This is a genomic window from Bradyrhizobium sp. USDA 4472 (assembly GCF_054058595.1).
In genome coordinates this window covers 5,946,618-5,960,523 of sequence record NZ_JBSSAM010000001.1, presented here as the reverse complement: position 1 = coordinate 5,960,523, position 13,906 = coordinate 5,946,618, and the positions used below count along the sequence as shown (strand labels likewise).

Sequence of the window (13,906 nt, the reverse complement as noted above, 5' to 3'; positions counted from 1 at the left end):
TCCATCCCCGTTGCGAGCGCAGCGAATGTCGTGAACGGCGTCCCCCTAGCCATCGTACGCAGTGACGCGCATCGGCAGTCCGTACGCCGGACGTAAGGTGATTTTCTGCGACGGCCAGACCCGGGCATCCGGCAGCAGCTCCATGTCGAAGCGATGTACCAGCGCGGCGAGCACGATCGTCGCTTCCTGCAATGCGAAAGCGGCACCGATGCAGGTGCGCGGCCCGCTGCCAAACGGAAGGTACGCAAAACGCGGAATCGCGCCGCGGACATCAGGAAGAAACCGCGTCGGATCGAACATGTCTGGCCGCTGCCACAGCAGGCGGTGGCGGTGCAGCACGTAAGGGGCAATCACGATCAGCGCGCGCGACTTGATCGCGACGCCTGCGAGCGTATCGGGCCCCTGCGCCGCCCGGCTCAGCGCCGCGATCGGCGGATAGAGGCGCAACGCCTCCTCGACCACGGCACGGGTCACGACCAGCCGGTCGGCAAGACCCTCGACCGGCCCCGCAAGCTCGCGCCTCGCCTCCTCCCGCACCCGCGCGCGCCATTCCCGCGCTCGCGTCAGCAGGAACATCGACCAGGCGAGGGTGTTGGCCGTGGTTTCATGGCCGGCCGACAGGAAGGTCAGGACGTTCGACCTGACGTCTGCAAGCGACATTGCTCGTCCGGTCGCCGGATCGAGCGCGCGCAACAGCAGTGTCAGCAGATCGGAAGATCTCTCGTCCGCCGCCACGCCGGCCAACCGCCGTTGCCGCGTTGCGATGATCTGGTCGATGACCCCTTCGAAATAAGCCATCGTCCGGCGCAAGCGGCCACGCCCCAGCCGCGGCGCGGACTGAGGCAGGCCGAGCAGGTCGAACGCACCGATACGGCCGATCCCCGCGAAGTAGGCGCTCATGGCAGCGCGAAATTCATCGTAGTCGCCGCCGATGCCGTCCGAAAAAATGGTCAGGGCGAGCACATTCAGCGTGATCAGGGTCATCTCCGCCGCGACGTCGATGCTTGCCCGCGGTCCCAGGCTGCACCATCTCTGCGCCATTTTGATCGGCCGCTTGCAGCATCGCGGAGGTGAAGGACGTCACCGTACGCTTCGCAAACAGCGGGGCCAGGGTCCGCCGCTGCACCTCCCAGCGCTCGCCCTCGACGCTCAACAGCCCATCGGCGAGACCGCTGGCGAGAATGCGGCGCTGGATCGGGTCCTTGCGGTAGTTGGCGGCATTGTCGACCAGCACATGCTTGATGGCCGCCGGGTCGTGGACGAGGATCGCGTCGGTGAATGGCAGCCTGACCCTGGCGATCGGTTCGCGAAAGAATTCGGCGCTCCAGCACTCCAGCGGATTGCGTTTCAGGGTGGCAAGCAGCTTGAACAGCCCAAGCCGCTGGTCCGGCGGACGCGGCGCCGGGGGGCAAAAACTCTCTGAAGGATCAACCTCAGGCAAATGCAGCATCGAACGCGCAATCAAAATCGCGGAACAATACCAGATAAGACAACAGTGTCGCCGGAGTTCCCTGCGGCGTCCAGCGCGTTGTTCAGGGCGCTGCTACTTCTCCGTGGTTCATGACGATTTGTACCGCCTCGTCGGCAACGGCAATCTCGCAGCCGCGCTTACGCCGCCTTCGCCGTCACGATCCAGATCGCGCCCTGCAGCGCCACGCTCTGCCCCTGCAGAAACGGCGCGAGCGTTTCGCGGATCGAGGCCTTGGCAGCCGTGACCGTCTCCGGCGGATGGCCCTGCAGTGCGCGGCTGGCGGGGCCGATCTGAAGCGAGCCGTCGACGGCCGCATCGAGGCCCCCGCCGATGGCGATGTCCATCGGCAAGTCATGCGGCTCCATCGCTATGTCCGCGAAGCCTGCCCCCTCGAGGATCCGCATCACGCGTTCCTGGGACGCAAACGCGAAAGGTCCCGGCTCCTCCGGTCCGACCGGCGGCATTTTCGGCACGTGTTTGTAGACCGCCATCAGCGGCGCCATCATCCACGGATTTTGCTTCGGCTCGCGCCAGCAGACGAACGCGAGCCGCCCGGATGGCGTCAGCGCGCGACGAAGGTTGCTGAAGGACGCGATGGGATCGGCGAAGAACATCACGCCAAAGCGCGAGGCCAGCAGATCAAAGCTGGCCGGCTCGAACGGATGCACCGTCGCGTCCGCCAGCACGAAATCGAGCGGCAGGCCCTTGGGCGCGAATGCACGCGCCTGCGACAGCATCGGATCGGAGACATCGAGGCCGAGCGCAAAGCCAGCAGGGGCCACTGCTTTCGCGAATGCGAAAGTCGTCGCTCCCGAGCCGCAGCCGACGTCGAGCACGCGCTCGCCCGGCTTCGGCCTGGCGCGGTCGATCAGCACGTCGGCAATGGGCCCAAGCAGGCTTTCCTGCGCGCTGTGGCGGTCGGCCCAGCGCTGCCCGCTCGGGCCGTTCCAATAGGCGATCTGGTCGGCGTTCTGCTCGTGTCCGCTGGGCTGTTGCATGCAGGCCTCTTTCTCTCGATCTCGCCCGCCTTCGCTCGCTTCGCGCCACGACGGCTGAGGCCGGCCTGCCAAGCCGAAGCTCGCCAAGCGAGCGAAGGCTGGTGGGCGGTCACGGATTCGAACCGCGGACCCTCTCGGTGTAAACGAGATGCTCTAACCAGCTGAGCTAACCGCCCCACGGCGCTTCTTTATCCCTACCCGCCCGGTGCGGGCAAGTCCGGAGCGGGGGTCCTCAGGCTCTCAATCGCCCGGCCGGCCAGGCAGCAGCGGCACTGCGTCGATCCAGACCGCGGCCGACTGGCACCAGATCTGGCTGACCGGGCGCAATTTGTCGCGCTGGCGGATCGAACCCCAGCGAATGCCCCAATCGTCGGCCTGGTCGCCCTCGCCGCTGGTGAACAGCGGGGAGCCACAGTCGCCGCAAAAATGCTGGAAACGCATCCGGCCGTTGTCGCCGCGCTTGCCGTAGAGCTTGGGCGTCCCGCCGGTGAGCTTGACATCACCCGCGGTGCAGAGCGCCGTCACACGGAACGGCGAGCCCGTCAGGGCCTGACAGTCGCGGCAATGACAGACCGAGACCGCCTCGGGCTCGATGTCGGCCTTGAAGGTGATCTGTCCGCAATGGCATTGCCCGTCGACTTGCATCTCGTTCCTCCCAAACAAAAACGGCGCCCGAAGGCGCCGTTTTATCATCTTTCCGAGTTGCGATCTCAGTGAGCGGTCAGGCCGCCGGCGGCTTCGTCGCCGTCCGGCTTCACCGTCACCTTGGTGTCCTCTTCCCAGACGATCGGCACCGGCGTCTTCACCAGCGCCTTGGCGACGACGTCGTCCAGACGGGAGACCGGGATGATCTCCATACCGCCCTTGATCGCATCGGAAATCTCCGTGAGATCCTTGGCGTTGTCCTCGGGGATCAGCACCGTCTTGATGCCGCCGCGGGCCGCGGCCAGCAGCTTCTCCTTCAGACCGCCGATCGGCAGCACACGGCCGCGCAGCGTGATCTCACCGGTCATCGCGACGTCGTGGCGGACCGGAATGCCGGTCATGACCGAGATGATCGCGGTGGCCATCGCCACGCCGGCCGACGGTCCGTCCTTCGGCGTCGCGCCCTCAGGCACGTGCACGTGGATGTCGCGGCGGTCGAACAGCGGCGGCTCGATGCCGTAGGTGATCGCGCGCGAGCGGACGTAGGACGCCGCCGCCGAGATCGATTCCTTCATGACGTCGCGCAAGTTGCCGGTGACCGTCATCTTGCCCTTGCCGGGCATCATGACGCCTTCGATGGTCAAGAGCTCGCCGCCGACATCTGTCCAGGCCAGGCCGGTGACGATGCCGACCTGCGGCTCGCTCTCGATCTCGCCGAAGCGGTACTTCGGCACGCCGAGCAACTCTTCCAGAGTCTTCTCTGTGACCTTGACCGACTTCCTCTTCGAGATCATCAGCTCCTTCACCGCCTTGCGGGCGAGTGTGGAGAGTTCACGCTCCAGATTACGCACGCCCGCTTCGCGGGTGTAGCGGCGGATCAACAGCAGCAGCGCGTCATCATCGATCGAGAACTCCTTGGAGTCGAGGCCGTGCTTGGATACGGCGTTCGGGATCAGATGCTTGCGCGCGATCTCGACCTTCTCGTTCTCGGTGTAGCCCGCGATCCGGATGATCTCCATGCGGTCCATCAGCGGCCCCGGAATATTGAGCGTATTCGCGGTCGTGATGAACATGACGTTCGACAGATCGTAGTCGACCTCCAGATAGTGGTCGGCAAACGTCCCGTTCTGCTCGGGGTCGAGGACCTCGAGCAAGGCGGAGGACGGGTCGCCGCGGAAATCGGCGCCCATCTTGTCGATCTCGTCCAGCAGGAACAGCGGATTGGACGACTTCGCCTTCCGCATCGACTGGATGATCTTGCCGGGCATCGAGCCGATATAGGTGCGGCGATGACCGCGGATCTCGGCCTCGTCGCGCACGCCACCGAGCGACACGCGGACGAATTCGCGGCCGGTCGCCTTCGCGATCGACTTGCCGAGCGAGGTCTTGCCGACGCCGGGAGGACCGACGAGACACAGAATCGGACCCGTCAGCTTGTTGGCGCGCGACTGCACCGCGAGATACTCGACGATACGTTCCTTGACCTTTTCCAGTCCGTAGTGATCGGAGTCCAGGATGGCTTGCGCCTGCTCCAGATCCTTCTTCACCTTGGACTTCTTGTTCCACGGGATCGACAGCAGCCAGTCCAGATAGTTGCGCACGACGGTTGCTTCCGCGGACATCGGCGACATCTGGCGCAGCTTCTTCAATTCATGCTGCGCCTTGTCGCGCGCTTCCTTGGAGAGCTTGGTCTTGGAGATCTTCTCTTCCAGATCGGCGAGTTCGTCGCGACCGTCGTCGTCGCCGAGCTCCTTCTGGATCGCCTTCATCTGCTCGTTGAGATAATACTCGCGCTGGGTCTTCTCCATCTGGCGCTTGACGCGCGAGCGGATGCGCTTCTCGACTTGCAGCACCGAGATCTCGCTCTCCATCAGGCCCAGCACCTTCTCCAGGCGGCCGGTGACGGACAGCGTCTCCAGGATTCCCTGCCGATCCGCGATCTTGACGGCGAGATGCGAGGCAACGGTATCGGCGAGCTTGGCGAAATCGGTGATCGCCTGCACGACGCCGACCACTTCGGCCGAGATCTTCTTGTTGAGCTTCACATAGCTCTCGAAGTCGGACACGACCGAGCGCGACAGCGCCTCGGCCTCGACCGATTTCGCATCGGTGTCGGCGAGCGCAACTGCGGTCGCTTCATAATAGTCGGCGCGATCGGTGTACTTCTCCACGCGCGCACGCTCGAGCCCTTCGACCAGCACCTTCACGGTGCCGTCGGGGAGCTTCAAGAGCTGCAGGACGCTGGCAAGCGTACCGGTCTCGTAAATGGCACCGGGTGCCGGATCATCATCCGACGCATTCTTCTGCGTCGCGAGCATGATCAGCGCGTCGTTCTTCATCACCTCTTCGAGGGCGCGGATCGACTTCTCGCGACCGACGAAGAGCGGAACGATCATGTGCGGGAAGACGACGATATCGCGCAGTGGCAACACGGGATAGGCGTGCGCCTCGCCATGAACGATGGTTGGCCTGGGTTTTGGACTAGTCATGGCCTTTTCCTTTTGCTTTGCCCCCTCGCACGCAGTCCGCTTCTCTCATGCGCAACCGCCACAAGGTGCCGACTTGATCCAAACATTCGGCCGACCATTCGGAGGTAGACCGGGCTTGCCGGATCGAACTGAGGCGAATCTTGAAGAGAATTCTTGCTCGCCGCCGACATTAGGTGGCTATCGACCCGGGGGGTGTCAAGTGATTGAAAAACACGCACCATCAGGCGCTTACGCACTGGGGTCAGCGAAGCAAATCCGGCTGCGGAATACACATCCGCAGCCGCTACTATGACAGACGACTGGAGCGTTCCAGCGCCGCAAATCAGGCGCTGGCATTCTCGACGGCACGATCGGAGCGATCGGCATAGATGTAGAGCGGACGCGCCGTGCCTTCCACGACTTCGCGGGAAATCACGACCTCTTCCACACCCTCAAGTCCCGGCAGGTCGAACATGGTCTCGAGCAGGATTGCTTCGAGAATCGAACGCAGACCACGCGCGCCGGTCTTGCGCTCGATCGCCTTGCGGGCAACCGCGCCAAGCGCTTCGTCGGCGAAGGTCAGTTCGATGTTCTCCATCTCGAACAGCCGCTGGTACTGCTTCACCAGCGCGTTCTTCGGCTCGGTGAGAATCTTCTTCAGCGAGGTCTCGTCCAGATCCTCGAGCGTCGCGACGACCGGGAGACGGCCCACGAATTCGGGGATGAGGCCGTACTTCAGGAGATCCTCAGGCTCGACGTGACGGAAGATCTCGCCGGTGCGGCGGTCTTCCGGCGCCATCACCTGGGCGGCGAAACCGATCGAGGTGGAGCGGCCGCGCGCCGAGATGATCTTCTCGAGACCGGCGAAGGCACCGCCGCAGATGAACAGGATATTGGTGGTGTCCACCTGCAGGAATTCCTGCTGCGGATGCTTGCGGCCGCCCTGCGGCGGGACCGAAGCCACCGTGCCTTCCATGATCTTCAGCAGCGCCTGCTGCACGCCCTCGCCCGACACGTCGCGCGTGATCGAGGGATTGTCGGACTTGCGGCTGATCTTGTCGATTTCGTCGATATAGACGATGCCGCGCTGAGCGCGCTCGACGTTGTAGTCGGCGGCCTGGAGCAGCTTCAGGATGATGTTCTCCACGTCCTCACCGACATAGCCGGCTTCGGTCAGCGTGGTCGCATCCGCCATCGTGAACGGAACGTCCAGGATACGGGCGAGCGTCTGCGCAAGCAGCGTCTTGCCCGAACCGGTCGGACCGATCAGCAGGATGTTCGACTTCGCGAGCTCGACGTCGTTGTGCTTGGTCTGGTGGTTGAGGCGCTTGTAGTGGTTGTGCACCGCCACCGACAGGACCTTCTTCGCATGGCTCTGGCCGATGACGTAATCGTCCAGCACCTTGCAGATTTCCTTCGGCGTCGGAATTCCGTCGCGCGACTTGACCAGCGAGGACTTGTTCTCCTCGCGGATGATGTCCATGCAGAGCTCGACGCACTCGTCGCAGATGAAGACCGTGGGACCCGCGATCAGTTTGCGGACTTCGTGCTGGCTCTTGCCGCAGAACGAGCAATATAGCGTGTTCTTGGAGTCGCTCGTGCCGACCTTACTCATTCATGTCTCCGTCCGCGGTTCGATCCCGTCCGCTCGATCGTCCCATCCCGAAACGTTGGCGGGTAAGGGATTCAAATAGAGCAAATTCCGTACCAAAAAAGACCCTACGCGTTACATCCCGTGCGAATCACGGTCACTCGATACTCCGCGATCATAGCCCATCATTCGTAGCCAACCATGCTGTCACCCGACTATCAAGAATTCGCTAATCGGGGGCTCGCTGGCTACCCGTGACAATACCGTGATTTCACGTCTTGGCACGGGCGAAGTGACCGAAATCACCCCAGCGTTGCTGGATTACCACGAAAGAACCAGCACGAAAGCGGAACTTTCTGCCTGCCGCAGGGCGCAAAATGGGCTTTTTGCGCCCTCGCGAACGCGTCCCTGACAAGAAGACGCCATGCTGACGATCCCACGCACTCGCTGGGATCGAGGCTGCAGTCCCGGCAAAACTACTGGGGCTTCGCTGGCGCAGCCTCTTCGGCGCGCTTGTCAATGACCTTGTCGACCAGGCCGAATTCCTTGGCGTCGTTGGCGGTCAGGAACTTGTCGCGTTCCAGCGCGTCCTCGATCGACTTGTAGGTCTGGCCGGTGTGCTTCACGTAGATCTCGTTGAGCCGCTTCTTCAGGTTCAGGATTTCCTGCGCGTGCAGCATGATGTCGGTGGCCTGGCCCTGGAAGCCGCCGGAGGGCTGGTGCACCATGATGCGCGCGTTCGGCAGCGAGAAGCGCATGTCCTTCTCGCCGGCGGCAAGCAGCAGCGAGCCCATCGAGGCCGCCTGACCGGTGCACAGCGTCGAGACCGGCGGACGGATGAACTGCATGGTGTCGTAGATCGCAAGACCCGACGTCACCACGCCACCCGGCGAATTGATGTACATCGAGATTTCCTTCTTCGGATTTTCCGCCTCGAGGAACAACAGCTGCGCGACGATCAGCGTCGACATGCCGTCCTCGACCGGTCCGGTCACGAAGATGATGCGCTCTTTCAACAGGCGCGAGAAAATGTCGTAGGCGCGCTCGCCACGGTTGGTCTGTTCGACCACCATGGGCACGAGGTTCATGTAGGTTTCAACCGGATCGCGCATGAGTCACCTAGGGTTTTTGAGGCGGACATCGCCAGTCTTGGCTGCAGTTCTTGCCTGCAAGTCGGACTGGATGTGCCGGTAGGCCGATGGACGTCCCGTGATGCAGGAAGTTGGTAGAGGTAGAACGCGTAGGTACCGAGAGATATAGCGCAATTCGCGCCAGACAAGTGCGGGGCGAATTAAGGCTGAATCCACCTGGCCCTTTGGGCACTTGAAGCTGATTCTCGCAAAAGGCCCAGCCGGCCATCTGGCTAGCTGAGCCTGTTCGCTGATCATCCTTAACAGAGCACTTTCTCAAAGAGACCTGCTCAAAGCCCTCAGGCTGCAGTCTTTTCCTCGTCGTCCTTGTACAGGTCCTCGCGCGAGACCTTCTTCTCGGTCACGTTGGCGAGTTCGAGGATGAAGTCGACGACCTTGTCTTCGTAGATCGGTGCACGAAGCTGGGCCAGCGCCTGGGCATTGTTGCGGTAAAAGTCCCAGACTTCCTTCTCGCGGCCCGGCATCTGGCGTGCACGCTCGATCACGGCGCGGCCGACTTCGTCGTCGGTCACGGTGATCTTGTTCTTCTCGCCGATCTCGGAGAGCACGAGACCGAGGCGCACGCGGCGGTCGGCGATCTTGCGATATTCTTCCTTCGCCTTGTCCTCGGTGGTGTCCTCGTCGGCGAAGGTCTTGCCGGCCGATTCCATCTCGGCCTTGACCGAGTTCCACATCAGATTGAACTCCTCGTCGACCAGCGAGGGCGGTGCCTCGAAGCGATGGGCCTCGTCGAGACGATCGAGCAGCGCGCGCTTGACGCGCTGGCGTGTCGCACCGGCGTACTCGGCCGTGAGCCGCTCGCGCGCCGCTTGCTTGAGCTTGTCGAGCGATTCCAGGCCAAGCGTCTTGGCGAACTCGTCGTCGATGACGAGATCCTGCGGCGCCTCGATCAGGGTCGCAGTGGTTTCGAACTCGGCGGGCTGGCCGGCGAGCTTCTCGCTCATGTAGTTCTTGGGGAACGTCACTTTCAGCGTGCGCGTCTCGTTCGCGCCGATGCCGATCAGCTGCTCCTCGAAGCCGGGGATGAAGGTATTGGAGCCGATCACGACCTGGATGCCGTCACCGGTGCCGCCCTCAAAAGCTTCACCGTTGATGGTGCCCTTGAAGTTGATGGTGACGCGATCGCCGGAAGCGGCCTTTTCGCCATCGGCCTTGGCGGCATAGCCGCGGTTGCTGTCGGCAATGCGCTTGATCGCCTCGTCGACATCCGAATCGGACACGTCGGCAACGGGCTTCTCGACCTGGAAGGTCTTGAAGTCGGCGAGCGCGATGGCCGGCACCACTTCAATCGCAACCGTGTAGGTCAGGTCGGTCTTGCCGTTCAGCAACTCCTCGACCTCGGCCTGCTCGGTCGGCATCGTGATCTTCGGCTCGGTCGCGAGCTTATAGCCGCGCTCGGAGAACAGCTGGGTGTTGGTGTCGCGGATGGTCTGGTCGATGGTCTCGGCCATTACCGACCGGCCATAGACCTTCTTGAGGTGAGTGACCGGCACCTTGCCGGGGCGAAAGCCGTTGAGGCGAACCTTGTCCTTGAGGTCGACGAGCTTGGCGCCAGCCTTGGCGTCGAGATCAGACGCGGGAACGCTGATCTTGAACTCGCGCTTCAAACCTTCCGAGAGGGTTTCTGTGACCTGCATGGCGTCCAATCTTCTTCCCGTTCGGTCCCGGCCCGCTACCCGCGTCGGGACGCTGTCATTAATCGATCCAGCGCGAGGCAAAACGCCTCAACGCCGGTGGTTCATCGAGCCCGGTCCCGGACGGAAAAACTTCCGCGCGGAGCAAGGCTCCTCAGTAATCCGTGCAAACGCTGAAAGCGCTTGGTGCGGGCGGAGGGACTCGAACCCCCACAACTTTCGTCACTGGAACCTAAATCCAGCGCGTCTACCAGTTCCGCCACGCCCGCGTGAAGTTGCATCTAGACCGGCCGCGATGCCGCGGGCGGCCGGGCTTATAACATGTGCCTGACTGTTCGCAGCAAAAAAATGGCCTGATAGAGACAGTCTCCAAGTAGGCACGATGGCTGGACTTATCCAGCGCCGCGTGGTCCGGATCGCTCCATGAAACCGCGGATTTTTGACCTGAACAGGCGCGAGCTATTGGCCGGCCTCGCCGGCTCGGCCGCAGGCCTGCTGGGCGGGGGCGCAACGCCGGTTACGACCACCCAGCTCGCCCTCCAGGCCCGTCCTGCGACACTTTCTTTGAGGCCGGATCAGCCCCCTGCACCGATCTGGGAACTGGCCGCCGTAAGCCATCTCGGCAACGTCCATCTCAGGCGCGGCGGCCGCTGCGAGCTGACTTTCAGGAACGCCCTGCCCGTGCCGCTTGCGCCCGCCTGGTACGGGCTCAATGGCGCAGCGATAGCCGATCCCTTGCGGGGCCGCGCGCCGACCGCGCCGGACGCGACGGAAATATCAATTATTTCAATACCCAACGCAGGAACCCTGGTAGCTGACTTCCGGCTGTTTGAGGACCGCCTGAAGCAGCCCGCGCGCCCGCTTCCGATCATCGCGGACGAAACCAGCCGCATCACCCTCGATCGTGACGAGGTCCTGCTGATCGAAGAGTGGCGCGTTGGGCCGGACGGCATCGCAATTCCACCGGGCCGCGATCCCAAAGACACCACCGCCGTTTACACGCTGAATGGGCAGACTTCATTCGAAGTCTCAGCCTCGGTCGGCGAGCGGTTGCGGCTACGCTTTATCAATGGCTCGCAACGGTCTGTTCTGGCGATCAAATTGGAAGGCCACGAGGTCCAGGTCATGGCCCTGGACGGCCAGCCGGCCGAGCCCTTTCCGGCCCGCAACGGCGCTCTGGTGCTAGCTCCCGGTGCCCGCACCGATGCCTTTGTGGATGCCGCCACATCGGCCGCGTTTCTGTTGCATGACGGCAAAGAGGCGCGCCCGATCGGCCGCCTCGCAGTATCCGGCAAGCCGGGGCAGCGCGCTCCACTGCCGCCACCGCAACCGCTCCCCTCCAACGACCTTCCGGAGAAGCTCGACCTCAAGGGAGCCCTGCGGTTCGACGTCGTGCTCGGCGCGGCTGACGCAGGCTGGACCCGGACGGCCGATTTTTCCACCGCCTCCGCGCCCGCCTTCCGCGCCAAGACCGGCCGGAGCGTCGTGCTGGCTGTGAAAAGCCCCGCTCCCGTCACCGGCGTCTTCCACCTGCACGGCCATCATTTCCGACTGCTCGACCGGCTCGACGATGGCTGGAAGCCCTATTGGCTTGACACGCTCGCCATCGAGCCCGGCCAGACCCAGCGCCTCGCCTTCGCCGCGACTTCACCGGGACGATGGCTGATCGAATCCGTCCTGACTGACTGGGCCGCGCCGCGGCTGGTGCGGTGGTACGAAGTGGAGTGAGGCTAAAGGCTCGTTCTCACCCAAACGTACCGCGCGTCGGGCTCCTTCTCCTCGTTCCGCGATCCGTCTGTCTGCTCGGCCAGCGTGAACCCGCGCGCCTCGTAGAAGCGCCGCGCAGGCTCGTTGCGCTGGAAGCTCCAGAGCTCGAGCCGCTCGCTGGCACTTTTGGCTACCTCGAGGAGCTCGGTGCCGATACCGCGGCCGTGTGCAGCCGGAAGCACGTAGAGCTGTTCGATCCATCCGTCGCGAAAAGCCATGATCCCGCAGAGCTCATCGCCGTCGAAACGTCCCCAGACGCGGCAGGTCGGAAAGACGCGCTCGCGGTAGAACCAGCGATCCTCGTCGGGCGTGTGCAGCCCGACGAGCCAGGGCATCGCCTGGTCGAACGCGAGCCGATGGACTTGCGCCGCCGCGCCCATCTCGGTGAGCGCGAGCGGCCGCAGCATCAGTACTCGATGCCGAGGCCGCCATAGATCCGCCGGTGCACGGCCGGCAGCGTCTCGGTCAGATCTTCGGCGATCAGGCCCGGCCCTGCTTCGCTTGCCGCCTCGCCATGCATCCAGACGCCGATGCTGGCGGCCTCGAACGCCGGCACGCCCTGCGCCAGGAGGCCTGCGATGATGCCGGCGAGCACGTCGCCGGCACCGGCGGTGGCGAGCCAGGGCGGCGCATTGGCAGCGATGGTGGCGCGCCCGTCGGGCGCGGCGATGGTCGTGTCAGGGCCCTTCAAAAGCACGATTGCACCGGAGCGCTCGGCGGCGGCCCGCACGCGCTCGAGCTTCGAGCGGCCCGGAGTCTTGTTGCTGAGATCGGAGAACAGACGCGGAAACTCGCCCTCATGCGGCGTCAGCACCACCTGGCCCCCTGACGACGACTTGATCGATTCAAACAGCCGCTCGGGATTGGCCGCAAAGCTCGTCAGCGCATCGGCATCGAGCACGACGTTACGCTGCGCCGTGATTGCGGTGTGAACCATATCGGACGTGCGCTCACCGACCCCGGTACCGGGGCCGATCACGCAGGTGTTGTAGCGAACGTCGTCGAGTAGCTCGCCGAACTCGACCACGGTGTCGACGGGACGCACCATTACGGCCGTGAGCGCGCCCGCATTGATGGCCAGCGCATCGCGCGGGCTCGCAAGTGTCACGAGACCCGCACCGGCGCGCAAGGCGCCCCGGGCGGCCAATCGCGCAGCGCCGGTTGCGGCTGCATCGCCCGAGAGGGCCAGCACATGGCCGCGGGCGTATTTGTGGCCGTCGATGCGCGGCACCGGAAAGGCGGCGCCCCAGAAGTCCGGATCGTTCTCAAATGTCTTCGGCGCAATCTCGTCCAGCACCTGCGCGTCGATGCCGATGTCGGCGACGCGCACGCGGCCGCAATGCATGCGGCCCGGCAGCAAGAGATGCGCGGGCTTCTTGCGGAAGAAGGTGACCGTCTCGGTGGCGTTCACGGCAGCGCCCAGCACGGCCGCGCTCGTGCCGTTGATGCCGCTCGGCAGATCGACGGCCAACACCGGCGCGCCATTGGCATTGATCGCCTCGATCATCGCGCGCGCCTCGTCGTGGACCGAACGGCTGAGGCCCGCGCCGAACAGCGCATCGATGATCAGCGCCGGTCGTCCGATCGCCTGCGGATTGAACGGCAGCACCGGATGCTTCCAGCCACGCGCGGCCGAGGCCGCATCGCCCTGGAGCTGGTCGCGCTCGCACATCAGGATGACCGAGACCTCACGGCCTTGCGCGGCGAGCTCGGCGGCTGCGACAAAACCGTCCCCGCCATTGTTGCCGGGGCCGGCGACGATCAGGATCGGCCCCTCCTCGACCAGCGCGTTGGCAGCTTCTGCGACCGCCTGGCCGGCGCTGAGCATCAGCTTGAAGCCGGGCGTGCCGGCGGCGATGCTGAGTTGGTCAGCCCGCTGCATCTCGGCGTTGGTTAGAACTTCCATGCCACTTCCCTGGTCCAAACGCCTTTTCAACAGGCACGCTCCGTGCCGATTCTGGCCTCCGGAACACCTGCTTGCACAGATATTGAACCGTTTGCCTATTTCGTAGTCTCAGGTATTTTGAGTCGACCGGCTCCACCTATCAGAGATGCTCGTTAAAAGGCTGATAACGCTCCAATAATCAGGGCATTTGCAACTTGGCATAGACCCTGCTTTCGAGGAAGTCGCTTCGGTTCGTCGTGCTCACTGACATCTCCTGGGTGTGGCCGGCCGGTGTT

The 13,906-nt window shown here is 63.8% G+C and carries 11 protein-coding genes and 2 tRNA genes; 1 reads left to right on the top strand and 12 read right to left on the bottom strand.

The features are described from left to right. Positions 1-45: 45 nt before the first annotated feature. From ACVWZ4_RS28000 to ACVWZ4_RS27955, 10 genes are all read right to left on the bottom strand, one after another. On the bottom strand, positions 46-984 hold the full coding sequence (locus tag ACVWZ4_RS28000) for a cytochrome P450 (RefSeq protein WP_456790399.1): 939 nt from the start codon (positions 982-984) through the stop codon (positions 46-48). Continuing rightward, positions 914-1,450: a cytochrome P450 gene (locus ACVWZ4_RS27995; RefSeq protein ID WP_456790398.1), complete on the bottom strand. Its 537-nt coding sequence runs from the start codon at positions 1,448-1,450 to the stop codon at positions 914-916. Before ACVWZ4_RS27995 ends, ACVWZ4_RS28000 begins: the two co-directional genes overlap by 71 nt. A gap of 158 nt (positions 1,451-1,608) precedes the next feature. Next, positions 1,609-2,469, bottom strand: a complete 861-nt coding sequence (locus ACVWZ4_RS27990) for a methyltransferase domain-containing protein (protein WP_456741605.1) — start codon at positions 2,467-2,469, stop codon at positions 1,609-1,611. Between the two features lie 99 nt (positions 2,470-2,568). Next, positions 2,569-2,645 (bottom strand) — tRNA-Val (locus ACVWZ4_RS27985). Between the two features lie 64 nt (positions 2,646-2,709). Further along, positions 2,710-3,114, bottom strand: coding sequence for a GFA family protein (locus tag ACVWZ4_RS27980; protein WP_456735318.1), 405 nt, complete (start codon positions 3,112-3,114; stop codon positions 2,710-2,712). Between the two features lie 65 nt (positions 3,115-3,179). After that, a complete protein-coding gene (gene lon / locus ACVWZ4_RS27975) occupies positions 3,180-5,603 on the bottom strand; it encodes an endopeptidase La (RefSeq protein WP_456703847.1) in 2,424 nt (807 codons plus the stop codon). 322 nt (positions 5,604-5,925) lie between these two features. Then, entirely contained in the window at positions 5,926-7,197 is a 1,272-nt protein-coding gene (gene clpX, locus ACVWZ4_RS27970; RefSeq protein ID WP_018320118.1) for an ATP-dependent Clp protease ATP-binding subunit ClpX, read from the bottom strand. Between the two features lie 452 nt (positions 7,198-7,649). Beyond that, positions 7,650-8,285: an ATP-dependent Clp protease proteolytic subunit gene (locus ACVWZ4_RS27965; protein WP_456703848.1), complete on the bottom strand. Its 636-nt coding sequence runs from the start codon at positions 8,283-8,285 to the stop codon at positions 7,650-7,652. A 317-nt stretch (positions 8,286-8,602) separates the two neighbouring features. Then, a complete protein-coding gene (gene tig / locus ACVWZ4_RS27960; protein WP_456703849.1) occupies positions 8,603-9,961 on the bottom strand; it encodes a trigger factor in 1,359 nt (452 codons plus the stop codon). 181 nt (positions 9,962-10,142) lie between these two features. Further along, positions 10,143-10,227, bottom strand: a tRNA-Leu gene (locus ACVWZ4_RS27955). Between the two features lie 154 nt (positions 10,228-10,381). Between ACVWZ4_RS27955 and ACVWZ4_RS27950 the strand changes: the two genes are divergently transcribed. Continuing rightward, positions 10,382-11,686: a multicopper oxidase domain-containing protein gene (locus ACVWZ4_RS27950; protein ID WP_456741604.1), complete on the top strand. Its 1,305-nt coding sequence runs from the start codon at positions 10,382-10,384 to the stop codon at positions 11,684-11,686. 2 nt (positions 11,687-11,688) lie between these two features. Here ACVWZ4_RS27950 and ACVWZ4_RS27945 read toward each other — a convergent pair whose 3' ends face one another. Both ACVWZ4_RS27945 and ACVWZ4_RS27940 read right to left on the bottom strand, forming a co-directional pair. After that, positions 11,689-12,132: a GNAT family N-acetyltransferase gene (locus ACVWZ4_RS27945; protein ID WP_456741603.1), complete on the bottom strand. Its 444-nt coding sequence runs from the start codon at positions 12,130-12,132 to the stop codon at positions 11,689-11,691. Next, a complete protein-coding gene (locus ACVWZ4_RS27940) occupies positions 12,132-13,631 on the bottom strand; it encodes an NAD(P)H-hydrate dehydratase (protein WP_456741602.1) in 1,500 nt (499 codons plus the stop codon). The genes ACVWZ4_RS27945 and ACVWZ4_RS27940 overlap by 1 nt, the downstream gene beginning before the upstream one ends. Positions 13,632-13,906 lie beyond the last annotated feature (275 nt).

What these genes read in the sequence shown, in the direction of transcription:
- ACVWZ4_RS28000 (WP_456790399.1), bottom strand. Translation starts at nt 984, where the DNA reads ATGACCCTGATCACGCTGAATGTGCTCGCCCTGACCATTTTTTCGGAC.
- ACVWZ4_RS27995 (WP_456790398.1), bottom strand. Translation starts at nt 1,450, where the DNA reads ATGCTGCATTTGCCTGAGGTTGATCCTTCAGAGAGTTTTTGCCCCCCG.
- ACVWZ4_RS27990 (WP_456741605.1), bottom strand. Translation starts at nt 2,469, where the DNA reads ATGCAACAGCCCAGCGGACACGAGCAGAACGCCGACCAGATCGCCTAT.
- ACVWZ4_RS27980 (WP_456735318.1), bottom strand. Translation starts at nt 3,114, where the DNA reads ATGCAAGTCGACGGGCAATGCCATTGCGGACAGATCACCTTCAAGGCC.
- lon (WP_456703847.1), bottom strand. Translation starts at nt 5,603, where the DNA reads ATGACTAGTCCAAAACCCAGGCCAACCATCGTTCATGGCGAGGCGCAC.
- clpX (WP_018320118.1), bottom strand. Translation starts at nt 7,197, where the DNA reads ATGAGTAAGGTCGGCACGAGCGACTCCAAGAACACGCTATATTGCTCG.
- ACVWZ4_RS27965 (WP_456703848.1), bottom strand. Translation starts at nt 8,285, where the DNA reads ATGCGCGATCCGGTTGAAACCTACATGAACCTCGTGCCCATGGTGGTC.
- tig (WP_456703849.1), bottom strand. Translation starts at nt 9,961, where the DNA reads ATGCAGGTCACAGAAACCCTCTCGGAAGGTTTGAAGCGCGAGTTCAAG.
- ACVWZ4_RS27950 (WP_456741604.1), top strand. Translation starts at nt 10,382, where the DNA reads ATGAAACCGCGGATTTTTGACCTGAACAGGCGCGAGCTATTGGCCGGC.
- ACVWZ4_RS27945 (WP_456741603.1), bottom strand. Translation starts at nt 12,132, where the DNA reads ATGCTGCGGCCGCTCGCGCTCACCGAGATGGGCGCGGCGGCGCAAGTC.
- ACVWZ4_RS27940 (WP_456741602.1), bottom strand. Translation starts at nt 13,631, where the DNA reads ATGGAAGTTCTAACCAACGCCGAGATGCAGCGGGCTGACCAACTCAGC.